General features: G+C 50.7%; 16 protein-coding genes and 3 tRNA genes. 7 read left to right on the top strand and 12 right to left on the bottom strand.

What is annotated here, in order from left to right; all coding sequences use genetic code 11:
- Positions 1–15: 15 nt before the first annotated feature.
- From accA to dnaQ, 6 genes are all read right to left on the bottom strand, one after another.
- The gene (gene accA, locus CWE06_RS00850) at positions 16–972 is read right to left on the bottom strand and encodes an acetyl-CoA carboxylase carboxyl transferase subunit alpha (protein ID WP_126790417.1); all 957 of its coding nucleotides are present in this window, start codon (positions 970–972) and stop codon (positions 16–18) included.
- Between the two features lie 16 nt (positions 973–988).
- On the bottom strand, positions 989–4,537 hold the full coding sequence (gene dnaE, locus CWE06_RS00845; RefSeq protein ID WP_126790416.1) for a DNA polymerase III subunit alpha: 3,549 nt from the start codon (positions 4,535–4,537) through the stop codon (positions 989–991).
- Between the two features lie 172 nt (positions 4,538–4,709).
- A tRNA-Asp gene (locus CWE06_RS00840) sits at positions 4,710–4,786 on the bottom strand.
- 87 nt (positions 4,787–4,873) lie between these two features.
- A tRNA-Asp gene (locus tag CWE06_RS00835) sits at positions 4,874–4,950 on the bottom strand.
- Between the two features lie 51 nt (positions 4,951–5,001).
- A tRNA-Asp gene (locus tag CWE06_RS00830) sits at positions 5,002–5,078 on the bottom strand.
- Between the two features lie 173 nt (positions 5,079–5,251).
- Positions 5,252–6,004 carry a DNA polymerase III subunit epsilon gene (gene dnaQ / locus CWE06_RS00825; RefSeq protein WP_241972436.1) on the bottom strand — a complete coding sequence of 251 codons (753 nt, stop codon included), beginning with the start codon at positions 6,002–6,004 and terminating at the stop codon, positions 5,252–5,254.
- Positions 6,005–6,119: 115 nt separating this feature from the next.
- Here dnaQ and rnhA point away from each other — a divergent pair, with 115 nt between their 5' ends.
- On the top strand, positions 6,120–6,599 hold the full coding sequence (gene rnhA, locus CWE06_RS00820) for a ribonuclease HI (RefSeq protein ID WP_126790415.1): 480 nt from the start codon (positions 6,120–6,122) through the stop codon (positions 6,597–6,599).
- A gap of 10 nt (positions 6,600–6,609) precedes the next feature.
- Here the strand turns inward: rnhA and CWE06_RS00815 are convergent, their stop codons facing one another.
- Positions 6,610–7,386 carry a class I SAM-dependent methyltransferase gene (locus tag CWE06_RS00815; RefSeq protein WP_126790414.1) on the bottom strand — a complete coding sequence of 259 codons (777 nt, stop codon included), beginning with the start codon at positions 7,384–7,386 and terminating at the stop codon, positions 6,610–6,612.
- A gap of 53 nt (positions 7,387–7,439) precedes the next feature.
- Between CWE06_RS00815 and gloB the strand changes: the two genes are divergently transcribed.
- Both gloB and CWE06_RS00805 read left to right on the top strand, forming a co-directional pair.
- On the top strand, positions 7,440–8,234 hold the full coding sequence (gloB, locus tag CWE06_RS00810; protein ID WP_126790413.1) for a hydroxyacylglutathione hydrolase: 795 nt from the start codon (positions 7,440–7,442) through the stop codon (positions 8,232–8,234).
- Between the two features lie 68 nt (positions 8,235–8,302).
- Entirely contained in the window at positions 8,303–9,919 is a 1,617-nt protein-coding gene (locus tag CWE06_RS00805) for a lytic transglycosylase (RefSeq protein ID WP_126790412.1), read from the top strand.
- Between the two features lie 60 nt (positions 9,920–9,979).
- On the opposite strand, the gene ligA is transcribed toward CWE06_RS00805, so the two are convergent.
- The 3 genes from ligA to smc form a co-directional block, all read right to left on the bottom strand.
- Positions 9,980–12,061, bottom strand: a complete 2,082-nt coding sequence (ligA, locus tag CWE06_RS00800) for an NAD-dependent DNA ligase LigA (RefSeq protein ID WP_126790411.1) — start codon at positions 12,059–12,061, stop codon at positions 9,980–9,982.
- 72 nt (positions 12,062–12,133) lie between these two features.
- A complete protein-coding gene (gene zipA / locus CWE06_RS00795; RefSeq protein ID WP_126790410.1) occupies positions 12,134–13,093 on the bottom strand; it encodes a cell division protein ZipA in 960 nt (319 codons plus the stop codon).
- A 161-nt stretch (positions 13,094–13,254) separates the two neighbouring features.
- The gene (smc, locus tag CWE06_RS00790) at positions 13,255–16,683 is read right to left on the bottom strand and encodes a chromosome segregation protein SMC (protein ID WP_126790409.1); all 3,429 of its coding nucleotides are present in this window, start codon (positions 16,681–16,683) and stop codon (positions 13,255–13,257) included.
- A 174-nt stretch (positions 16,684–16,857) separates the two neighbouring features.
- On the opposite strand from smc, the gene CWE06_RS00785 reads away from it, so the two are divergent.
- Positions 16,858–17,421, top strand: a complete 564-nt coding sequence (locus CWE06_RS00785) for a sn-glycerol-3-phosphate transporter (protein ID WP_241972435.1) — start codon at positions 16,858–16,860, stop codon at positions 17,419–17,421.
- On the opposite strand, the gene rmuC is transcribed toward CWE06_RS00785, so the two are convergent.
- Both rmuC and CWE06_RS00775 read right to left on the bottom strand, forming a co-directional pair.
- Complete coding sequence (gene rmuC / locus CWE06_RS00780) at positions 17,410–18,750, bottom strand: DNA recombination protein RmuC (protein WP_126790408.1); 1,341 nt, start codon at positions 18,748–18,750, stop codon at positions 17,410–17,412. The genes CWE06_RS00785 and rmuC overlap by 12 nt on opposite strands.
- A 40-nt stretch (positions 18,751–18,790) precedes the next feature.
- Positions 18,791–20,302 carry a fumarate hydratase gene (locus CWE06_RS00775; RefSeq protein ID WP_126790407.1) on the bottom strand — a complete coding sequence of 504 codons (1,512 nt, stop codon included), beginning with the start codon at positions 20,300–20,302 and terminating at the stop codon, positions 18,791–18,793.
- Positions 20,303–20,432: 130 nt separating this feature from the next.
- Between CWE06_RS00775 and pabB the strand changes: the two genes are divergently transcribed.
- The 3 genes from pabB (at position 20,433) to CWE06_RS00760 (ending at position 23,880) form a co-directional block, all read left to right on the top strand.
- A complete protein-coding gene (gene pabB, locus CWE06_RS00770; protein ID WP_126790406.1) occupies positions 20,433–21,812 on the top strand; it encodes an aminodeoxychorismate synthase component I in 1,380 nt (459 codons plus the stop codon).
- Positions 21,809–22,405 (top strand): CoA pyrophosphatase, encoded by a 597-nt coding sequence (locus CWE06_RS00765; RefSeq protein WP_126790405.1) that lies wholly within the window; start codon positions 21,809–21,811, stop codon positions 22,403–22,405. The genes pabB and CWE06_RS00765 overlap by 4 nt, the downstream gene beginning before the upstream one ends.
- Before the next feature lie 101 nt (positions 22,406–22,506).
- Positions 22,507–23,880, top strand: coding sequence for an L-serine ammonia-lyase (locus CWE06_RS00760; RefSeq protein ID WP_126790404.1), 1,374 nt, complete (start codon positions 22,507–22,509; stop codon positions 23,878–23,880).
- Positions 23,881–23,959 lie beyond the last annotated feature (79 nt).

Here is a 23,959-nt window from a genome sequence, read left to right as displayed (position 1 = left end):
GCGAGATCCCTTTTTTTAAACGTAACCGAAGGACATCAGCTTTTGATAACGTTGCTCGAGTAGCTCATCGGCAGATAAACCCGACAAGCTCGCTAAGTCATCGCGAATGCGCTGCTGTAAACGGGCAGCAATGGTTTTGTAGTCGCGGTGCGCACCACCGAGTGGCTCTTCGACAATTTTGTCAATTAAGCCAAGCTCCAATGAGCGCTGGGCGGTTACACCCATGGCCTCAGCGGCCAATTCGGCTTTGGTTGCGCTTTTCCACAAAATTGAAGCACAACCTTCTGGAGAAATAACCGAGTAAGTACTGTATTGCAGCATGTTCACACGGTCACCCACGCCAATTGCCAATGCGCCACCCGAACCACCTTCACCAATCACAGTACAGACAATCGGCACACGCAAACGCGCCATAACTTTTAAGTTACGCGCAATAGCTTCACTTTGACCACGCTCTTCAGCACCGATACCCGGATATGCACCTGGCGTGTCAATAAAGGTCACAATTGGCATTTTAAAACGTTCAGCCATTTCCATCAGACGTAGCGCTTTGCGGTACCCTTCTGGCTTCGGCATGCCGAAGTTGCGGCGAACCTTTTCTTTAGTTTCCCGGCCTTTTTGCTGACCAATCACCATCACCGGCTTGCCATCGAGGCGCGCAACGCCGCCGACAATGGCTTTGTCGTCCGCAAACGCTCGGTCACCTGCAAGCTCATCAAATTCGGTGAACATTAGGTTGATGTAATCGAGTGTGTATGGGCGCAACGGATGACGCGCTAGCTGGGCAACTTGCCAAGCGCCGAGGTCACTAAAAATTTTCTCAATGAGCTCGCCACGCTTCTTCTGCAGTTGCGTGACTTCCTTCTCTAAATCGATATCCAGACCACCTTTAGCGCCCACTGCGCGAAGTTCATCAATTTGTGCTTCTAACTCAGCAATGGGCTTTTCAAACTCTAAGAAATTTAGATTCATGCGTGGTTTCCAGTACTTATTCAAAGCACAGTCGGACGTTTTCACTGCCCAACTGCAAATTTAATTCATAGATGACATCGTCACTTGGTTCAATAAACCAGTCACTGCCAACTTCGAGTCGTGCTTCCGCGCCGGCAATCCGGCAATACAAGTGCACAGGACAGGTTCCTCGCGGAGCTTCGCGTAAAACCCTAATTATTTCAGTAAGCTGCCGTTCACTCAAGCTGCCATTCGGCGGCTGATATGCAATCTTAGTGCGACTTCCTCCAGCATTTTCTTCACGTTCAACTGGGCTACTGAAGTCGAGTGTTAACGCCAATGCACGCACATATTGTGCCCGCGCTTGTTCGAGCGTCATCACTTCGCTTGCGGTCATTGTATTGCCACCGCTGAAAGAATCAAATCGTACCTCTCCTTTTATCCAGAGAATTTGGTCTTTTTCTAACAGCGCTTCATATTGTTCAAACTCACGATTAAACAAACGCACCTCTAAACGTGCGCTTTTATCGTCGATGGTCAACAAGCCCCAGCGTTGGCCTTTTTTATTGACCATTGAGCGAGCGTCCAGAACTAAGCCAGCTACGGCAACCTGCTCACCTTTGCGGGTTTTATCCACCTCAGCCAAGCGGCTATTGGTGTAATGGGCGAGCTCTTTGCGATAACGATTCACCGGATGTCCGGTTAAGTATAGCCCTAATGTATCACGTTCACCTTCAAGCCAGACCGCTTCTGGCCATTCAGGCACTTGCTCAAATTCGTGTTCAATGTTCTCAGGCTCATTTGCCAACACCCCGAACAGATCAGCTTGGCCGACCGCTTCCGCTTGTGCGTGCTGTTCCGCTTGGCGCATTGCTTTGTCCAGTGACGCCATCAATGCGGCCCGGTGCGGCCCAAGGCGATCCATTGCTCCGGCCCGAATTAAACGTTCAAGCACGCGACGATTGAGTTTCTTCAAGTCCACGCGGTTACAGAAGTCGAACAAGTCGCTAAATGGACCGCCTTCATCTCGGGCGGCGATAATCGATTCAATCGGGCCTTCACCAACGCCTTTAATCGCGCCAATGCCATAGATAATACGTCGTTCGTCATCCACCGAGAACTTGTGCTGACCGACGTTGACATCCGGCGGCAAAATTTTCAGCCCCATGCGCTCGCATTCGTCAACTAAGGTGACGATTTTGTCGGTATTGTCCATGTCGGCAGACATCACCGCCGCCATAAATTCGGCAGGATAATGCACTTTCATCCACAACGTTTGATACGACACCAACGCGTAGGCTGCCGAGTGTGACTTGTTAAAGCCGTAGCCAGCAAACTTTTCTACGAGGTCAAAGATTTTAATTGCTAGTGTCGGGTCAATGCCATTGTCGGCGGCACCTTGCTCAAAGACACTACGCTGTTTTTCCATCTCTTCAGGTTTTTTCTTACCCATCGCTCGGCGCAACAAGTCAGCGCCACCGAGGGTATAGCCAGCCAGTACCTGAGCAATTTGCATGACCTGTTCTTGATAAAGAATGACACCGTAGGTTGGTTCCAGAATCGGCTTCAAACTCTCGTGTTGATAGGTGGAGTCAGGATAGGAAATTTCTTCGCGACCATGCTTACGGTCAATAAAGTTGTCAACCATGCCGGATTGCAGCGGACCCGGTCGGAATAAGGCCACTAGTGCGATAATGTCTTCGAAGCTATCCGGCAAAAGACGCTTGATCAGCTCTTTCATCCCGCGCGATTCGAGCTGGAATACCGCGGTGGTCTCTGCCCGTTTCAAAACGTCGAAACAACGCGAATCCGTTAATGGAATCGATTCAATGTGAATGGCAGGTTGGTTTTTCTCTTGGCGTCGAGCATTAACCATGTCCAACGCCCACTGAATGATCGTCAGGGTACGTAAGCCAAGGAAGTCGAACTTGACCAAGCCAGCCGTTTCGACATCGTTTTTATCAAACTGGGTAACCGGGAACTTACCTTCAGAGTCACAATAAAGCGGCGTGAAATCGGTAATCTTGGTTGGTGCAATGACCACCCCACCGGCGTGTTTCCCCGCGTTACGGGTAACCCCTTCAAGCCGACGCGCCATGTCAATAACTTCACGCACTTCGTCGTCGCTGTCGTACAGCTCAGGTAATCGCGGCTCTTCTTCAAAAGCCTGCGCCAAGGTCATACCCGGCGTCGGCGGAATCAGCTTAGATATCCGATCAACGAATCCGTAGGGGTGTCCCAATACCCGGCCAACGTCACGCACCACGGCCTTCGCTGCCATGGTTCCAAAGGTAATAATCTGTGATACCGCTTCGCGACCGTATAGCTCGGCGACGTGATCGATGACTTCATCACGGCGATCCATACAAAAGTCGACGTCGAAGTCCGGCATCGAAACCCGTTCAGGGTTCAAGAAACGTTCGAAAAGTAGGTCAAATTCCAGCGGGTCGAGATCGGTAATTTTCAGCGCATAAGCCACTAATGAACCGGCCCCCGAACCACGTCCTGGACCGACCGGAATACCGTTGTCTTTACTCCACTGAATAAATTCCATAACGATTAAGAAATAACCGGGGAAACCCATGTTATTAATAACTTCTAACTCAATCGCTAAACGCTCATCGTACTCGCCGCGCTTCGCCGCACGCACTTCCGGGTCAGGAAACAGAAACTCCAGCCGCTCCTCGAGACCCTCTTGCGACTTTTTCACCAAATATTCGTCTTCGGTTAAACCACCGGTCGGGAAGTTCGGCAAAAAATATTCATTCAGACGCACAGTCACATTACAGCGACGGGCAATTTCCACCGTGTTCGCTAACGCTTGGGGAATATCGGCAAACAGGGCTTGCATCTCGTCGCTGCTGCGCAAGTATTGCTGGCGGCTATAGCGTTGCGGACGACGCGGGTCTGCTAATGTGTAACTGTCATGAATCGCGACACGAATTTCATGGGCTTCAAAGTCGTCCGCCTCAAGAAATACCACTGCGTTGGTCGCTACAACAGGTAAGTCAGACTCTGCAGCAAGCTCGACCGCCGCATGCACATAACGCTCTTCATCCGCGCGCCCTGTTCGGGTCAGCTCTAGATAAAATCGGTCAGGGAAATGTTGCTGATAAAATTCTACACTTTGCTGTAATGGCTTGCGCTGATTACGCAAAATGGCACGCCCTATATCGCCGTCTTTGCTGCCAGATAGCAACAAGATACCTTCGCCCCAAGTAGCAAGCCATTCTTGGTCAATACAGGGTTTTCCGGCGCGATGGCCACGTTGATAGGCAGCAGAAATGAGCTCAGTTAAATGCTTGTAGCCCTGCTCATTCATAGCTAATGCGGTAAGGCGAAATGGCTCTTCTGGCCAACTGTCCGAGAGGACATTCAAGTCACAACCAATAATTGGCTTAATGCCGAGCCCGCGTGCGGTTTGATAGTAACGCACTAAACCACACAGGTTCATTTCGTCGGTTAATGCCATAGCAGGCATTTCTAAAGCAGCCACACGTTGGCATATCGGCTTCACTTTCGCTAAGCCGTCAACCATGGAAAAGTCGCTATGAATGCGTAAATGTACAAACGCCGGAGAGCTCATGATGTCCTAATTCGTCGTTTTTATTTTACTGTTTTAGTTTTAACCGAAGACTTTGCATTGTGCCTCAAAGCAACACAGGTGTCACCCGCAATGACAGCTTGCAGACAAGAAAAATAATAAACCACCGAGCGGCGTTTAATGCTTTGAAAATAAAAGGAAATAACAAAAGAAATGGCGGAGCGGACGGGACTCGAACCCGCGACCCCCGGCGTGACAGGCCGGTATTCTAACCAACTGAACTACCGCTCCATTGTCACAAAGTGTAAATACACTCAGTGTGGTGACCATGACAGAAAGAGGCAGTTCAGATTTTCTATCATGGGTGTCTTGTCTAAATGGCGGAGCGGACGGGACTCGAACCCGCGACCCCCGGCGTGACAGGCCGGTATTCTAACCAACTGAACTACCGCTCCACGACAAGACTGCTTGAAGAGATGAAAAAGGTACACAACGAAACTTGAAAATGGCGGAGCGGACGGGACTCGAACCCGCGACCCCCGGCGTGACAGGCCGGTATTCTAACCAACTGAACTACCGCTCCATCCGTCAAGTAACGTTGTAGAAACTGCTTTTTGCTGTTCCCCTCAACGCGGCGAGGATAATACGAGGGAGACACTTCTGAGTCAACCCCTTTTTTCACACTTTTTGGCTCGTTTGCTCACGTTTAAGCCAATTGCAGAAAAAAGCAGCGCGAAGTGGCGCTCGTTTAACCAATCACCAATGTTTTTCTGGCGCGTCAGCGAGAATCCCCTGCAAATACTGCTGGTGAGCTTGTAACTCTGCCGGCGATGCTGGAATGACTTTTAAGCCTGCTGCGGCGCCATCAACCCGTTTAATTTGCTCACCGCCTGACTGCTGTTGTTGCTGTTGACTCGCTTGGAACAACTTCCGTTGCCCACCGGTCATCAGCAAATAAACATCGGCAAGAATTTCCGCATCGAGCAAAGCACCGTGCAATGTTCGGTGTCCGTTTTCAACATCGAAGCGTTTACACAACGCATCAAGACTATTGCGCTGACCCGGGAATTGCTCGCGGGCAAAACTCAGGGTATCGAAAACACTCGCGTAGTCTTCTAGCTTGCCTTTGTGACTACCGATGAGTTGCAACTCATGATTCAAGAAACCGACGTCAAACGGTGCATTGTGAATGACGAGTTCGGCATCTCGGATAAATTCAAGGAAATCGTCAACGACCTGGGCAAAGACCGGTTTGTCGGCAAGAAATTCATTGGTGATACCGTGAACGCGAATGGCTTCTTCTTCAACAAAACGTTGCGGATTCAGATAGACATGAAAATGATTACCAGTCAGCTTGCGGCCGACCATTTCCACACAGCCAATCTCAATCACCCGGTGCCCTTCCGCAGGGTTAATCCCGGTTGTTTCTGTATCTAAAACAATTTGGCGTTTCCCCGGAATAAAATGTTCCGCGAATTGATCCATTGTTGCTGGCTGCACCTGTGTCATTGTTATTTTGCCCTTGCGGTCGAAACCTTATACTCTTGCACTAATTCTGTAGAGGCATATTAGCGGGTCGCTAGCAAAAAACAAAGCACCGTAGCCATAACCATAAGTTATTTCCATGACTCAAAAGACACTCGTAACTATCTATACCGATGGCTCTTGCCTTGGTAATCCGGGCCCTGGCGGCTACGGCATTGTTTTACAAGCCGGCAAAAACGAAAAAGAACTGGCAGCCGGTTATCGGCTCACCACCAATAACCGCATGGAGCTATTAGCAGCAGCTATTGCCTTAGAGTCGTTAAAACGCCCTTGCTCAGTTGACCTCTGGACCGACAGTGAATATGTCCGTCAAGGCATCACCCGTTGGCTTGCGGGTTGGAAACGAAACAATTTTCGCACCAGCCAAAAGAAACCCGTCAAAAATGTCGACTTGTGGCAACGCCTTGACGCCGCACAAGCGCGCCACGAAGTGCGTTGGCATTGGGTGAAAGGCCACGCTGGCCACCCAGAGAATGAACGTTGTGATGTCTTGGCTCGGGACGCAGCCATGGGGAACGAATTACTTGAAGATCATGGCTATCAGCCTGAGCCTTCTTAAAAATGCCGCGTTAATCGGTCGACGAAGCGCTCATGCCACGCCCTACCGCCATGGCACCGGAACGCACCGGTGCTTGGCGTTGCTGACGCAAACGAACCGGTGTTAATGGCCATTCGCGCTTGCGAGCGACAATAAAATAACCACTCTGCAGCCATGGACAAACTTGCATGATGCGTCCCCAACCACGCTCGGGACTGCCCTCTTGCCGCCATGGTACACCCGCACCGAAATACTCTGCGGCTAACACATCGTAGTGCAATAACGACAGCCAATCGCAAACCCGCTGTTGGCTAAACAACCGGCCATTCCAAAACGGTTTGTCGCGCATACTGGGCAATAAGCGAGCAAGTTGCACTGGATTAAAGGGATTAGTTAACGCCAGAATCAAATGACCATCGGCTCGCAAAACTCGATTAACTTCCCGTAACAACGCATGCGGATCATCGTGATATTGCAGCACAAATGGCAAGAACACCGCATCCACCGAGTCTGACTGCAAGGGTAAGGCCGACAGCTCTGCTTGAATCAGCGGATGGTGATAGTTTTTTTGCGGGTCTTGAGAATTCTGAATGCGCGGACAAAGAACATATTGCTCGCGAATCCGACAAGGCGTTTGAATCGTGTCGCTTAAGCTGCCTAGCTTCAATAAATAATGGCCGAAGACCGTTTCCCAATGCGGCGCCAAACCCTGTTGCAAGGCATCGCGCAGCCAATCACCTTGGCGGATGTCCCGCCAAAATTCTGGTAAAGGTTGCGAATATTCCCGCATTGCAGGTTTAAACCACATAGCAGATCCTTTTATACTGTCTAGCTAATGAGCATAACAGGTTGGGAGGAACGATGCGTATTGATGCAATTTCCGCGTTTCGGGACAATTACATCTGGGTCATTCGTGCCCCACAAGAAACCAGTGCAACCACAGACGCTACAACTGAGTCGTGTGTGATTGTCGACCCGGGTGATGCTAAGCCGGTCTTAGCTTGGTTGCAAGCACATCAGTGCCAGCCCGAGGCAATTCTTCTCACCCACCACCATTGGGATCACAGTGGTGGCGTTACCGACATTCTTGCTCACTATCCTTGTCCAGTCTACAGCGGTCAAGCCAGCGACGTTGATAGCGTCAGTGAACGCCTCGAGGAAGGCGAACGGCTTAGTTTGCTCGGCGGTGACCTCGTCCTTGAAGTCGTTGAATGCCCCGGCCATACCCTTGACCACATCGCGTTTGTGAATCCTGCGTTGGCATTTGTTGGCGACACCTTGTTTGCCGCTGGCTGTGGACGCATGTTTGAAGGTGAAGCCCAACAGTTTTACCGCTCTTTACAGAAAATCGCGCAACTTCCCGCCGATTGTAAAATCTATTGTGCCCATGAGTATACCGCTGCTAACCTTGCCTTCGCAGCTGCTGTTGAACCCGATAACTTAGCCATTCAACAACGTATTGCCACCGTTCAAGAACAACGTCAACAAGGCCAAGCAACGGTACCGAGTGAATTAGCGTGTGAGCACGCAACCAATCCATTTTTGCGTTGTCATTTACCATCCGTTCAGCGCGCTGCTGAACAGTATAGTCAAAAATCGCTGACAACCCCTGCGGACGTATTCGCCGTTATTCGGCACTGGAAAGACAACTTTTAAATTTAATGATTGATTTTCAGCTGTAAATACGGCTAAATTTCGACCAATTTTAATGAGATTGCATTGCTATGAAAAAAATCCTAATCACGAGTGCAGCAGTTCTCGTTCTCAGCGGCTGTCAGTTAACCGACAATCGTTCTGCCGACGGCTACCCGACCCAGCCAGTTGAACCACCGCAGATGGAACGCGAGCAAGGTATTCAAAAGTACGCCTTAATCCACCCTGGCTTTCAGCAGCTGCCAACCATCGACCGTCAATTGCCGGCCGATATGCAAGCTGATCTCTGGGACCGCATTCGTTTACAAATGCAATTAGAAATTCCTGAGCATCCACTGATCGACACCCATCGTGACTGGTACTTGCGCCACCCGAACTATATCGACCGCGTCGCCCAACGGGCAGCGCCATTTTTGCATTTAATTGTGCAGGAAATTGAAAAGCGCGACTTACCGCTTGAGCTGGTTCTCGTGCCTGTTGTTGAAAGTGCCTATGACACGTTCGCCTACTCCCATGGCCGCGCCAGCGGTATTTGGCAGTTTATCCCAAGTACCGCCCGTCACTATGGCTTAGAGATTGATTGGTGGTACGACGGCCGTCGCGATGTGATGGCCGCAACCCATACGGCGCTCGATTACTTCGATCGCTTAGCGAAAACGTTTGACGGAGATTGGTTATTAGCAATGGCTGCCTATAACGGTGGTCAAGGCCGTGTTCTCGGAGCCATCCGTCGTAACGAACGGGAAGGCAAGCCGACCGATTTCTGGAACTTGCAGTTACCACGTGAAACCCGCAACTATGTGCCAAAAATCTTAGCACTTGCCGAATTGCTGCGTGACAGTGAACAATGGGAAGTCACTTGGACGCATATTCCAAACCAACCCGTCACCGAAATTGTGGATGTCGGACACCAAATTGACCTCGCCCTCGCCGCTGAAATGGCCGGCATGAGTCTTGAGGAACTACACCGTTTTAACTCCGGTTACAATCGCTGGGCGACCGCACCGAACGGACCGCATAAACTACTGTTACCGATTGAGCGCGCTCAACAGTTTAAGCTAGCTTTAGCGGACTCGGATCCGAGCGACTGGCTGAGCTGGCAGCGCCACCAAGTTCGTCCAGGCGAAAGTTTGGGCCTCATCGCTCAGCGCTACAATACAACGGTGCGTGCGATCCAGCAGATCAACAATCTGTCGGGCACCATGATTCGACAAGGCGATCACCTCTTAATTCCGGTCGCTAGCCAAGACCTGGAACAGTACACCTTGTCTGCCGAGCAACGCTTAGCAAGTACGCAAAACCGTGCGCAAGGTCAGCAGCGCATTGAGCATCGAGTCAGTCGCGGTGACACCTTGTGGGACATTGCACGCAAATACCGAGTGTCGGTGGCGAACCTTTCTCGTTGGAACAACATGGCGCCTGGCGACACGTTGCGCATTGGCCAAACCTTAGTTGTCTGGCAAAACCACACCTCGAGTGCCAGCAGCACACAAACAGCCGGCACCACACCGGTCATGCGCACCATTCAATACAATGTCCGAAGTGGTGACTCATTGGCACGTATAGCCAGCCGTTTCCGCGTGACCGTTGCCGACATTGAGCGTTGGAACTCGATCTCGCGCGACCGTTTCTTGCAACCGGGACAGCGACTCACGCTGCATGTGGATGTGACCAAAGTTTCACTGTAACTTGGCTGCTAAAACAAAATAAGCGCCTTATGGCGCTTATTTTTTATTAACGTTGTGAGGTTATTCATGTTGTTGCAATAGCGACAGCAGTTCCTCTTCGCTGTGCACCGGCACACCTAAGCTTTCGGCTTTCGTTAACTTTGAGCCTGCAGCTTCACCAGCAAACACTGCAGTGGTCTTCGCTGAAACACTGCCACTTACTTTTGCCCCAAGTGCTTGTAAACGCGCTTTGGCTTCATCGCGGGTCATGGTCGTTAAGCTACCAGTAAGAACATAGGTATGCCCTTTAAACGGCTGCTCTTCAGCACTTTTAACTGCGACATTGTCCCAAGTAACAGCTTGTTCGCCGCTGATCAATCGCGTAATCACATCACGGTTGTGGGCTTCGCGGAAGAAGTTATACACATGCGCCGCCACGACTTGACCGATATCTGGAACTTCTTGCAAAGCTGGTTCGTCTGCGGCCATCAAGGCTTCAAGTGAGCCAAAGTGGTTGGCCAAGTTCTGCGCCGTCGCTTCCCCCACTTCGCGAATACCGAGACTATAAAGAAATCGTGCCAATGTGGTTTGCCGGCTTTTCGCCAAGGCATTGACAAGGTTCTCGGCCGACTTGTCGCCCATCCGCGGTAACGAGGCAAAGTCTTTTGTGGTTAAGGTGAATAGGTCGGCTGGATCTTTCACCCACTCGCGCTCAACTAACAGCTCGACTAATTTATCACCGAGGCCGTCAATGTCCATCGCCTTACGCGAGGCAAAGTGCTTAATCGCTTCTTTACGCTGCGCAGCACAGAATAGCCCACCCGTACAACGCGCCACCGCTTCACCAGCTACGCGCTCAACAGCCGACTGACAAATTGGGCATTCACTGGGAAATGCAACTGGTCGCGCATCATCGGGGCGCTGTTCAAGCACCACACCGACCACTTGCGGTATCACATCACCGGCGCGACGAATAATCACTTGATCGCCAACCATCACGCCAAGGCGCTCTATTTCGTCAGCGTTATGTAGTGTTGCGTTGGACACCACCACACCAGCCACTTCGACGGGCTGCAGGCGCGCCACCGGTGTAATGGCGCCAGTACGACCAACTTGGAAATCAACATCCAGCAGTGTGGTCATTTTTTCTTGGGCAGGAAACTTAAAGGCAATCGCCCAGCGTGGCGCCCGCGAGACAAAACCAAGCTCTTCCTGCTGATCAATATTGTCGAGCTTAAACACCACACCATCGATTTCATAAGGCAGTTCATCACGGCGAGCAAGAATGTCGTCATAGTAATCAAAACACGCCTGACTCGAGGTTAACCGCTGGGTCTCCGGTGACACCGGTAAGCCCCATTGGCGCAACTGTTGCAAACGTTGATAGTGACTATCGTCATCGAGTTGCCGTGCCGGCTGCACTGTCCCCATCGCGTAAGCATAAAACGCCAATGGACGGGTGGCGGTAACCCGCGAATCAAGTTGGCGCAAGCTACCAGCTGCGGCATTACGTGGGTTAGCAAAGACTTTGTCACCACTGGCCAATGCCTTTTCATTCAACGCAGCAAACCCTGCCCGGGTCATATACACTTCCCCGCGCACCTCTAGACGCTCCGGGAAGTCGCCGCGAAGCTGCAGCGGCACTGCTCGAATGGTTTTCACATTGGCAGTAATTTCTTCACCACGGTAACCATCGCCACGCGTCGCTGCGCGCACCAACTGGCCGTTCTCGTATAACAAGCTTACCGCTAAGCCGTCGAGCTTTGGCTCGGCGCACCACGTCAACTCACTAGTATTTGCCAGTCGATCTTGCACACGACGAATAAAGCTGTTCATCTCGTCCGCTGCAAAGGCGTTATCGAGCGACAACATGGGTACCTCGTGCTCAACTTCCGCAAAGGCACCTGAGGGTGCTGCTCCTACCCGTTGAGTGGGCGAATTGGGCGAGAAGTACTCCGGGAATTCTTTCTCCAGAGCCTGCAACTGGCGAAATAAGCGGTCGTACTCCGCATCGGGAACCGTCGGATGGTCTTCCACATAGTATTCGTAATTATATTGGTCGAGTTTACTTCGCAACTCTTGGATTTGAGCTTCCGCTTGCTGAGCCGCAGATTGGTTGTCTGTCGTCGACTCAGAAAATAGATCGGGTTGCTTCGTGGACATCGAAGGGCTCCATCTCACTGGCTATGTTCGAAACGGCAACGAAGGAATCCGCGGGACTCCTTCGCCTAATGCTTACTGTTGGCGCAAGCCGGCAATTTTTTGCCGCCGCTCAAACTCGCGAATTTTCTGATAGGTATGCTGTACTGATTGCTTCGTCATCGGGTTACGATTGGCATCGAGCACCGCAGCACGAGGCATCGCCTCAGCAATTTTATTGGCGGCATTGTACATCATGGTAAAGGCTTTGTGGCCGTCATACTTCAACGGCAAGGTCATAAACAGCACGACGCCTCGGGCGGTAAAGTTTTCCAAATTATCAAGGTCAAACGTGCCTGGGTTGTACATATTGGCCATACGGAACAGCAGAGGCCCACGACCTGACGGCTGCTCGTAGCGATGGAAAATATCTAATTCACCAAACTTCATACCGAGTTCAGTGACGGTTTGTAGCAGCACTTGTCCTTTGATGTCACCAGACACATACAAGGTAATCACTTCTTCTTTTGGTGGCTCTGGAATTTCTTCGCCTTCGTGCGCATCAGGCAAGCCAATGGCTAGTTGTTCGGCTTCATTGGGTTGGTCGTCACGCTGGGCACGAATCGACGGCACTGCTTCTGGAGCTGCTTCCGACATTCCCACATCGTGGCTTGCACGCAAAGTCGGTGCAGGTTCTTCTGACAGGGATTCATCAGCTTGTGCAGCGCTGGTTGCGGCGACGACCTCGTCTGCTGAGTCGACCGTCGGGTTTTGTCCGTCAGCTGCTTGCGGATACTCGCGCTCGCCACGCTTGCGAGTTTTTACTTTGCCAACGCCGAGGTCGTCAAAATCTCGTTCAGATTGCGCCCGTTCGCCTTCTGGTTGATCAAGCAAATCTGCTTGCTCGCCCGCATAGTTTTGACGTTTGCGGTGTAAAGACTCGCGACTCGCCCGCCCTTGCCGACTGTTCTTTTGCAAGGTCCACAGTCCGTGCACGACTAAGCCGATAATCAATGCGATGCCAACTAGAATAAGAACGACCCGTAAGTTATCCATTGCTGCCTTTACCTATTTATCTGCTTTGCCCATCTTCGGGCTTTATTGTTCTCATGCGAGTATCGCACAAATTCCCCTGCCCGCGCATCCCTAAACTGTGAGCGCCCGCAAACCGCTAGAACCCTGACCATCCCCAAGTACAATCACGGGGTTAGCTTGCCTTAGGCTTCAGCTAAAGCAAGCGCTTCTTCGACATCAACTGCTACCAAGCGCGAAACGCCTGGCTCTTGCATGGTGACCCCAGCCAAATGCAGGGCCATTTCCATCGCAATTTTATTATGGCTAATGTAAATAAATTGCACCGACTGTGACATTTCCTGCACTAAGCGACAAAAACGCCCAACGTTAACATCGTCCAACGGTGCATCGACTTCGTCCAATAAACAAAACGGAGCTGGGTTCAGTCTGAAAATCGCAAACACCAGCGCCAACGCGGTTAATGCCTTCTCTCCACCAGACAACAAATGAATCGTTGAGTTCTTTTTCCCCGGCGGCCGCGCCATAATAGTGACACCCGTTTCTAATAAATCGTCTTCGGTTAAATCAAGATAAGCCTGACCTCCACCAAAGACTTTCGGAAACAGTTGCTGTAAATCGCTATTAACTTGATCAAAAGTCGCTTTGAAGCGTTGTCGGGTCTCTCGATCAATTTTCTTAATCGCATCTTCGAGGGTTGTTAACGACGCCGTTAAGTCTTCATGCTGGGCATCAAGATACGCTTTCCGTTCTGCCTGTACCTCAACTTCTTCGAGCGCGGCTAAGTTAATCGCGCCAAGCTGTTGAATCTTCCGCGAGGTGTCTTCTAACCGCTGCTGCCAGAGTTTCTCTTCTGCGTCCTCAGGCAAGGTTTCCAAGACACTTTTTAGCGCAATGTCCATCTCTTGCAGCGCGTCGAGTAACGCATGTCCGCGCTCGCGCGCGGTTGCTAGCTCAAGTTTCCCAGCCTGTACACGTTCTTGCTGACGGGCAATGCGCTCCAGCACCGCACTCTGACCTTGATTGAGCACCTGCAACTCTTCACTGACGCCCGCTAAGCGCTCGCGAGCCTCTTGTAGCTGCATTTCGACTTCTTCTCGCGCCAACAGCTTTTGCGCCAGCTCTTCACCTAGCAGTTCTAAATCGGCTTGTTCTTGCTCGCTGTCTTCTAAACTACGCAAATGCTCAGTTAACTGTTCCTGTTGCTGTTGGTGGCGGCGAATACCTTGCTCAAGGTGCTGCATTCGTGATGACAACTGTGAATGCTGCAATTGTGTTTGATGAAACGCTTGCTGTGCTTCTTGCAGCGCCTGCTTGTGTTGTTGTAATGCACGCTTGAGGTCTTCACCGCGCAGTTGCAATCGCTCTAGCTCTGGCTCGTCCTCAAACGAACGCTCGGCAAACGTCAGCAGCTTAATCTCTGCTTGTTCAATACGTTCTTGTTGCGCCAATAACTGCAGTGCTGTCTCGTCCTGCTCCGCTCGTAAACGCTCACGCCGACTTGCCGTCGCTTGCTGTTGTTCCGTGAAGGCTGCTAGCCGTTCCCGCTTTTGTGCTAACTGGGCGCCTGCAGCATGCAAACGTTGCTGTTGCTGTTCATGCATGGTCGCGGTTTGCTGCAGTAACTGCTCAATTTCGGCACGGGCGGCTTGCTCATCATCGAGCCGTTCTAACACCTCGTCGCGCTCGGCAAGAGTCGCTTGCAGTTGTTGCTGCCATTGTAATGCGCCTTCTCGCGCACTCGCCCCTAACCACCAGGCTCGCCCACGGACTTCCCCGTTCGGTAACAACACCGCCAATAAGACTGTATGCGCGGCCAGTAATGCCGACGCTGCTTCTGCATTTGCGGCCAGCGCAAAATGACCAAGCAGCGGCAATTGCGCACAAACACCCTGCTGTTGTGCTGCAAGTGAATAATCTGGCGCCCGGAATTCAGAACTTGCTTGCAATGTATTTGCAACCAAGTCACTGCCACTGCTGAGTACAGGTAACGCGAGGAACTGCGCTAAGGCCTGTTCCGCTGCTGCTTGATAATCCGGAGGAAGCTGTAGGAGTTCATGGAGTAGTCCTTCTGCTCCTGCGACTTCTGCAGAACTGACTTCACCTTGACTCTCGAGTAAGGTCTGTAGCGAGCTAATCCGCCCGGCTAATTCTTGTCCATGCTGGCGTTCGGCATCAATTCGTTGTTGTCCCTGGCGCAACTGCTCTTGCGTTTTAACTTTCTCAGCATCCAGGCGTTGAAGTTCAGTTTGAGCCGCTTGTTGTTCTTGCTCTAATTGCTCAACTTCGGCTGCCAACGCTTGCTGTTGTGCTGGCTCTAACGTTGGAATTTCCGCCAATTCATGGGTAATCGCTTGGCTTCGCGCTTCCAGTCGGGCTATCAGTTGCTGTGCAGCATTAATCTCAGCTTGCTGCAAAGCATGCTCGCGCTGGCTTTCATGTTGTCGTTGCTGCCATTGATGCCAGGCATCTTGCCAGTTCTGAAGCTCTTCTTCGGCACTTTCTACACGCGCTTCCGCGAGCAATTTTAACTCGCCTTGCTCTTGTAACAGCGCATCAAGCTCTTCGCGCCCAAAGGCTAACTGTTCGAGTTCTTCTTGGTCTGCGGTTAAGCTGTCAGCCAAATCATTAAGTTGCCGCTGTTGGTGGGCAATTTGCTGCTGTCGCTGTTGTTGCATCGTTCGACTATGCTGGATTTGTTGCTCGATGCGCGTTGTTTCCGTATTCAAGCGGAAAAACTGCTGCTGAATATCATCCACCGCTTGCTTAAATGCCGCTTCCTGTTCACGCAATTCAGTTTGCCCACGCTCACTACCGCGTTGTTCAGCAACCCAACGCTGCAATTCCGTTTCTTCTGTTTGTACGCGCAATTCCAGTTGGTCGCACTGCGCTTGATAGTGTAGCCAACGCAGCGCCTGCAACTGCGCTTTTAACTCCCGCTCTTGGGCTTTTAACGTTTTATAGCGTTGTGCAGCCGCGGCCTGCCGTTGCAGTTTGGCTAACTGCTGACCGAGCTCATCACGAACATCGGTTAAGCGCTCAAGGTTATCACGAGTCCGATTCATCCGGCTTTCGGTCTCTTTGCGCCGCTCTTTATACTTCGAAATCCCCGCGGCTTCTTCGATAAACACGCGCAACTCTTGCGGGCGCGACTCAATTAAACGCGAAATCATACCTTGTTCGATAATCGCGTAACTACGCGGCCCAAGGCCGGTACCTAAAAAGAGATCGGTGATATCACGGCGCCGACACTTGGCGCCATTGAGGAGATAAATCGATTGACCGTCGCGGGTGACCACACGTTTCACTGAAATTTCGTTAAACGCAGCGAATTCACCTTGGATACGGCCAGAGCTGTTATCAAACACGAGCTCAACACTGGCTTGTGACACCGGTTTCCGCGCCTGCGAGCCGTTGAAAATAACATCCGTCATGGCGTCGCCACGGAGGTTCTTCGCTGAACTTTCTCCCAAGACCCAACGTACTGCATCAATAACATTTGATTTGCCGCAGCCGTTTGGCCCAACAATACAAGTCATCTGCTCCGGAAAAGCGACTTTGGTTGGGTCGACGAATGATTTAAAGCCCGCAAGCTTAATGTGTTTTAAACGCATGATGCCACAGCTAATTTATTGTTATTGGTTCATACTGTTACGAGTGCATAAGGTCAGTGTAAAGCGAAGTTTCGCAACCGGCAACAATTGTACAAATACTTACAATCAATTTCTTGCTTCGCGTCAGTGAGTTTACGTATGATCTGGTCGGATGTTTAAGGAAATCGAGTTGTAATGAACTGGAAAAAAGTCGTATTCGCAAGTGTGTTGTTGTTCTCAAGCGTCTCTGCGCAAGCGGCCTCGCTCGATTTTTCATGGCTCGACTTTAGCCAAGACGGCAGCGAAGATTATTACTACAAAGTGCAAACCTCGGTTTGGACCACGCATTTCAACCCCAAGCCAGAGCACAACAATCACCAGAACTTAGTGGGCTTTGAAGTCTATGGCAAACGCCTGCCAGAAGAGCGCACACAGCGCTTTCACGACGCTTTTGATTATGCCCGGCCGCTCGTTGGTGTGGCTTTTTTTCGTAACTCGTTTCACCAGAACACCACCTATTTATACGGTGGCGTCCGCCAGAACCTCGTCAGTAACGAGTATATTCAAACCTATCTCAAGGTCACGGGCGGGTTTATTCATGGCTATCGTGGCCAATACCAACATAAGATTCCGTTTAATCAACTCGGTATTGCGCCAGCGATTATTCCGATGTTAGGTGCTCAATATAAGCAAGTGAGTGCGGAGATGACGCTTTTCGGTGCCTCTGGAATTATGCTCACAGTCGGTTTAACGTTCTGATTCGTCAGGACTCGTTGTATCGTCGTCAGCCAAGAGATTGCGGTCAATTTGCTTGGCTGGCTGCACGCCGAGTTCACGAAACTTCTCAACCCGTCCTAATAAGTTACCGCGACCCGTGCTCAGTTTATTCATAGCCGCGTCCCAATGTTTACGGGTACCTTCCAGCGCTTGCCCGATCTTTTGTAAGTCGTCGACAAAATTCGCAAATTTGTCGTATAAGCGAGCCGCATCCTGAGCAATCCGTTGTGCATTTTGGTTCTGCTGCTCATACTGCCAGATATTATTCACGGTACGCAGCGCCACTAACAAATTGGTCGGACTCACCAACATGATGTGTTGATCAAGGGCGAGCTTGATGAGCTCTGGATCACGATCAACGGCGAGTAAAAAAGCCGGCTCAATGGGCACAAATAACAACACATAATCGAGTGTGCGAACCCCATCCAGTTGTTGATAGCTTTTTTTGCCAAGCTCTCGAATATGATTACGTAGTGACTGGACATGTTCGTTTAAAGCCTGTGCGCGAACACTGTCATCATCGCTGTTAAAATAACGCTCGTACGCCGACAGCGATACTTTTGAGTCAATGATCACGTCTTTTTCTTTCGGCAAATGGACAATGACGTCTGGCCGATAACGCTTGCCGTCATCGTTGCGGTGCTGGCTTTGAATGGTATATTCACGCCCTTCACGCAATCCCGATTGCTGCAAAATACGCTCAAGTACGACTTCTCCCCAGGTTCCCTGCTGGCGTGTGTCGCCTTTTAACGCACGGGTCAGCGCTTCTGCTTCAGCACTCATTTGCTGATTCAACTGACGCAAACTCGAAATTTCTTGCTGCAAACCCGCTCGTTGCTTCGTTTCGTCACTAAACTGCTGGGCGATTTGCTGACGAAAACCTTCGAGCTGTTTTTGCAGAGGACTTAACGTTGACGCAAGCGACTTTTCTTGTCGCTGCTCAAGTGCGGCGGTTTTCTGTTCAAAGATGCGATTCGCGAGATTCTCGAACTCTTTCTCAAGACGCGCTTCGCTCTTCTCCAGTAACTGAATTTTTTCTTGTAAATGCTGCTGCTCACGCTGATGCGCAACCAGCAGCTTTTCATGCTCGGTATACCAGTGCTGCGTTTCTTTTTGCTCTTGCTCGAGGCGCTCTTGCAGCTTTTGCTCAGCATTGCGTAGCTGCTCAACCTGCTCTAAATCACGCTCACGTTCACGCGCACGCTCTTGTAGCAAGGCTCGGTGGCTCAACCACCAGGGTAGACTAACCAGCACCGCAGTAACCGCGATGCTGGCCAACACTAGCAAAAACAAATCGTCGTTCAGCGACATAGGTTTCCGTTCGTTGTTGTTATTGTTATGGGTTCTGAACTTAGCTTTCCATTTCGGCGATCTTCACCGCCCAAATTGCCGGACCTGCTTGGTGTGCGTTGTTACCTTCACTGTCCACCGCAACCGTCACCGGCATATCTTCGACTTCAAATTCGTAGATAGCTTCCATACCGAGGTCTTCAAACGCCACAACTTTTGCTTGTTTAATTGCTTTCGCCACCAAATAAGCTGCACCACCCACTGCCATCAAGTACACCGCTTTGTGCTTGGCGATACTTTCGACCGTTTGTGGACCACGTTCAGCTTTGCCTATCATGCCAATAATACCGGTTTGCTCAAGCATCAGGTCGGTAAACTTGTCCATGCGTGTTGCAGTTGTTGGGCCTGCTGGGCCAACCACTTCGTCACCCACTGGATCAACGGGGCCAACGTAATAAATAAACTTGTTACTGAAGTCGACCGGCAACTCTTCGCCTTTATCTAGCATGTCTTTAATGCGCTTGTGAGCAGCATCGCGACCGGTTAAGAGCTTGCCCGAAAGCAAAACGGTTTCACCCATTTTCCAATCTTTAACGTCGGCAGCAGTTAAGGTGTCTAAATTCACCCGACGCGCATTGTCGCCAACTTCAAAGGTAATGTCCGGCCAGTCCTCTAATTTTGGTGGTTGCAAATTAGCTGGACCACTGCCGTCTAAATGGAAATGCACATGCCGAGTCGCCGCGCAGTTTGGAATCATAGTAACTGGCTTTGAGGCTGCGTGAGTCGGCATCGACTTAATTTTGACGTCAACCACAGTTGTTAAACCGCCTAAACCCTGAGCACCAATGCCCAATTGATTCACCCGGTTGTAAATCTCTAAGCGCAACTCTTCTTCAGCGGTCTCCGGACCACGCGCAATCAGCTCTTGAATGTCCACAGGGTCCATTAAGGACTCTTTCGCCAGCACTGCCGATTTTTCTGCGGTACCACCGATACCAATACCAAGCATACCCGGCGGACACCAGCCTGCACCCATTTTGGGTAATGTTTCTACAACCCAATCTGCAATCGAGTCGCTTGGGTTTAGCATGGCCATTTTCGTTTTGTTTTCCGACCCGCCACCTTTCGCCGCAATGGCCACTTCGATTTCACCACCTGGCACCATATCGATATGCACTACCGCTGGGGTGTTGTCTTTGGTGTTTTTACGACCACCTGCTGGGTCTGCAACAATCGATGCACGTAATGGGTTATCTGGATTCAAGTACGCGCGACGCGTGCCTTCATCAACCATTTGTTGCACGGTCAGGTCAGTTTTGTCCCACTGCACGTCCATACCCACTTTAACAAAGCAGGTCACAATGCCGGTGTCTTGACACAATGGACGATGTCCTTGGGCCGACATGCGCGAGTTAACAAGCATTTGAGCAATTGCATTTTTTGCAGCTTCGCTTTGCTCTTTCGCATGCGCTTCGGCAAGCGCATTCACGAAATCGAGAGGGTGATAATAGGAGATAAATTGCAGTGCATCTTCGATGCTATCGATAAAATCTTGTTGTCGAATAAGTGCCATGCCAAACCTCTTTTTCGGCGGTGATAGACTGTGCTGGATAATCGCCTTTATGATACTCTGTTATGCAAAGAGCTGCCAGTATTGCAACCGCTTATAACTGGCATTCGACTTATCCGGAGAAGACCTTTTCATGCAATCAAATGTTGAGCTAGCCATTGTTGAGTTACCCTACGCAGACTGGCATGACACCTTGGCGATTTTTCAACACTTTGCCCATGAGCCATGGGCAATACTGCTCGATTCTGCCGATGCTAAACACCCAAATAGTCGTTTCGATATTTTACTCCGTCACCCGCAACAAACCTTTTGTTGGCCTGAGTCTGACGGCAGTTCGAGCCAACAACCATTCGCCCAATTGCGTGATTTTTTAACCAACAAGCAACTCAAACCGCTGCCGGCAGAGTACCAACATCTGCCCTTTCAAGGTGGCTTAGCCGGCCTCTTTGGCTACGACCTAGGCCGCACCCTCGAACAGCTACCAAACATGGCGGAACAAGACATCGACCTACCCGATTTAGCGGTCGGCTATTATCTGCACGCCTTGATTATCGACCACCAAGAGCAGCGTTGTTTTGCGCTGCAACCGAGTGACTCTGCTGATTCACCGACAGCGTTCTGGCGTCCGAACGGCGTTCGCTCAGAAAACCCAGAGTTCCGTTTAACCTCCGACTGGCAAAGTAACGTCAGTGCCGACCAATACATGCAACGCATCGGTCAAATCCATGAGTTTTTGCGTGCCGGCGATTGTTACCAAATCAATTTTGCGCAGCGCTTTCAAGCTGACTTTAGTGGTGACCCGTGGCAGGCATATGTGCACTTGCGCAGAGCCAATCACGCGCCCTTTTCCGCTTGGATTAAGCTACCACAAGGCGTAATTTTAAGTTTATCGCCTGAGCGCTTTTTACAGGTGGACGCGAACGGCCGCGTCGAAACCAAACCAATTAAAGGCACTTTGCCGCGGCGCGAAGATCCAACTGACGATCAGGCACAAATAAATGCGCTCCGTCACTCCAGTAAGGATCAGGCGGAAAACTTAATGATTGTCGACCTGCTGCGTAACGATTTAAGTCGCGTCTGCTTGCCGGGCTCAGTCCAAGTCCGCAAACTTTTTGCAATTGAAAGCTTTAATGCCGTGCATCATTTAGTCAGCACTGTGGTGGGTCAATTACCTGCCGACGCGCAGTCACTCGATTTACTCAGCGCTGCATTTCCTGGCGGCTCAATTACCGGTGCGCCGAAAATTCGAGCAATGGAAATTATTGATCAGCTTGAGCCTCATCGTCGATCGGTCTATTGCGGCAGCATTGGTTACTTTAGTTTGCATGGCCACAGCGACACCAGCATTACCATTCGCACCCTGTGTTGCGTACACAACAAAATTTACTGCTGGGCCGGCGGCGGGATAGTAATTGATTCGGTCGCCGAGCGCGAATACCAAGAAACATTCGACAAAGTGGCTAAAATTCTGCCGGTACTCACTTCATTGTCGCAGTCACAGAGGTCCGCATGAATCGAGCCGAGTTCTTGCAGCGTTTTGCCCTCAGCAGCCGGCCTGAAGTCAACTGGCAATCACATCCGCTAAAGCCATCAGCGGTACTTGTTGCCTTGCAAGAGCAAGACAACGGTTTGCACTTTGTGTTAACCCGGCGCCCTGCACATATGCGCCAACACGCTCATCAAATTTGCTTTGCCGGTGGCCGTCATGAACGCGCTGACGTCGATTTACTCGCAACGGCATTACGCGAAGCTGAAGAAGAACTCGGCATTCATGCCCAACAAATTGAAATTATCGGTGATCTTCCAACGCAACCGGTTTTATCCCGCTCGCTGATTCACCCTTATATTGGCATATTACCGAGTGACCTCATGTTTCAGCCCGACCCTGGTGAAGTAGCCGAAATTCTGCGGGTACCGCTCGTAACCCTACTCAACCATGAGCACTACTATACCCAACGGGTAAAACGCCTGCTTTACCATGAGCTGGTATTTATCCCTTATCAAGGGCAACTAATCTGGGGCGCCACCGCCGCCATTATTCGTCGCCTTGCTGATCAAATTTATCCAGAGCGCCAACATCTGGTTCGGCAATTGCCCGATTTATGAACACTTGCCAGTAACGAGGTGACCGACCAGTTGCTTGGTACTTGCAGAAATCTGTTTTTATCCCCACACTATCGCTCTATAAAGAAAGGGAGTATGAAGTAATGATTAGCGTGTTCGACATTTATAAAGTAGGTATTGGTCCTTCAAGTTCTCATACTGTTGGTCCTATGCGTGCTGCTCGCGAGTTTTTAGAGCACGTGAAAACCAACATAGGCCTGGATAAAGTAACGGCTGTTGAAGTTGAGCTATTTGGTTCATTGGGTCAAACCGGTGTCGGCCACGGCACTGGCAAAGCGGTCATTCTCGGACTGGCTGGGGAAAGCCCAGAAACCGTCGACACCAGCAAAGTCGACGCATTTCTTGCCGACGTCGCCAAACATGAGCGACTAACATTACTTGGCGAGCATGAAATAACGTTCCCAGCCAAAGGCGCAATTACCTTTCATCGCCGCAAAACCATGCCCAAGCATGCCAACGCGATGGAATTGCGGGTTTACCAAGGCGACGACGTACTTTTTAAAGACCTTTATTATTCGATTGGCGGCGGCTTCATTGTCCGCGATGCAGATTTCGATGAAAGCCTCGAAGAGGCCATTGAGCAAAGCTCAAAACCGATTCCCTATTCATTTGACAGTGCCAATGAACTCATTCAGAAATGCAAAGAGCACGGCATGCGCATCAGCACACTGATGATGCACAATGAACTGGTGTTTCGCAGCAAGAAAGAGATTAACGATGGCCTGCTGCATATTTGGCAGGTCATGGACGAATGTATTTCCAACGGTATTCAGACCGAAGGTATTCTGCCTGGCGGTTTGAAAGTTCGTCGCCGTGCGCCTGACCTGTATCAGCGTTTAAAAACAGAAAAATCTGCTGACCCCATGCAAGTCATGGACTGGGTGAATCTGTTCGCACTTGCAGTGAACGAAGAGAACGCTGCCGGTGGACGCGTTGTCACCGCACCAACGAATGGTGCAGCAGGTATTATCCCCGCGGTCATGAAATATGCAGACAAGTTTATCCAACCACTCGACTGCGATGCCATCACTCGGTTCTTATTAACCTCTGCAGCCATCGGTATTCTCTACAAAAAGAATGCGTCAATTTCCGGTGCTGAAGTTGGTTGCCAAGGTGAAGTTGGGGTTGCCTGTTCAATGGCTGCGGGTGCGCTAGCCGAGCTGATGGGCGGTGATATCGGTCAGGTTGAAAATGCCGCCGAAATCGGTATGGAACATAACCTCGGACTCACCTGTGATCCGGTTGGCGGTCTCGTTCAAGTGCCATGCATTGAGCGCAATGCCATGGGAGCCGTCAAAGCAATTAATGCCGCACGCTTGGCCCTACGCGGCAGTGGCGAGCACAAGGTCTCCCTCGACAAGGTGATTAAAACCATGTGGGACACAGGCAACGATATGAAGAGTAAATACAAAGAAACCGCCCGCGGTGGTTTAGCGGTGAACATTATCGAGTGTTAAAACGCTCATCTGCGTATTAAAAAATAGTAAGAAGGCATTAAAAAAATGCCGTGTTTGCAACTCTGCGAACGCGGCATTT

Origin of the sequence: Aliidiomarina haloalkalitolerans (genome assembly GCF_003987315.1) — a bacterium.
GTDB lineage: Bacteria > Pseudomonadota > Gammaproteobacteria > Enterobacterales > Alteromonadaceae > Aliidiomarina > Aliidiomarina haloalkalitolerans.
Note: the sequence above shows the minus strand (reverse complement) of the source record. Positions and strands in the feature narration are given on the sequence as shown.

Coding starts and splice junctions, on each gene's coding strand:
- accA (WP_126790417.1), bottom strand. CDS start 972: ATGAATCTAAATTTCTTAGAGTTTGAAAAGCCCATTGCTGAGTTAGAA.
- dnaE (WP_126790416.1), bottom strand. CDS start 4,537: ATGAGCTCTCCGGCGTTTGTACATTTACGCATTCATAGCGACTTTTCC.
- dnaQ (WP_241972436.1), bottom strand. CDS start 6,004: ATGACACAGGTGCAGCCAGCAACAATGGATCAATTCGCGGAACATTTT.
- rnhA (WP_126790415.1), top strand. CDS start 6,120: ATGACTCAAAAGACACTCGTAACTATCTATACCGATGGCTCTTGCCTT.
- CWE06_RS00815 (WP_126790414.1), bottom strand. CDS start 7,386: ATGTGGTTTAAACCTGCAATGCGGGAATATTCGCAACCTTTACCAGAA.
- gloB (WP_126790413.1), top strand. CDS start 7,440: ATGCGTATTGATGCAATTTCCGCGTTTCGGGACAATTACATCTGGGTC.
- CWE06_RS00805 (WP_126790412.1), top strand. CDS start 8,303: ATGAAAAAAATCCTAATCACGAGTGCAGCAGTTCTCGTTCTCAGCGGC.
- ligA (WP_126790411.1), bottom strand. CDS start 12,061: ATGTCCACGAAGCAACCCGATCTATTTTCTGAGTCGACGACAGACAAC.
- zipA (WP_126790410.1), bottom strand. CDS start 13,093: ATGGATAACTTACGGGTCGTTCTTATTCTAGTTGGCATCGCATTGATT.
- smc (WP_126790409.1), bottom strand. CDS start 16,683: ATGCGTTTAAAACACATTAAGCTTGCGGGCTTTAAATCATTCGTCGAC.
- CWE06_RS00785 (WP_241972435.1), top strand. CDS start 16,858: ATGAACTGGAAAAAAGTCGTATTCGCAAGTGTGTTGTTGTTCTCAAGC.
- rmuC (WP_126790408.1), bottom strand. CDS start 18,750: ATGTCGCTGAACGACGATTTGTTTTTGCTAGTGTTGGCCAGCATCGCG.
- CWE06_RS00775 (WP_126790407.1), bottom strand. CDS start 20,302: ATGGCACTTATTCGACAACAAGATTTTATCGATAGCATCGAAGATGCA.
- pabB (WP_126790406.1), top strand. CDS start 20,433: ATGCAATCAAATGTTGAGCTAGCCATTGTTGAGTTACCCTACGCAGAC.
- CWE06_RS00765 (WP_126790405.1), top strand. CDS start 21,809: ATGAATCGAGCCGAGTTCTTGCAGCGTTTTGCCCTCAGCAGCCGGCCT.
- CWE06_RS00760 (WP_126790404.1), top strand. CDS start 22,507: ATGATTAGCGTGTTCGACATTTATAAAGTAGGTATTGGTCCTTCAAGT.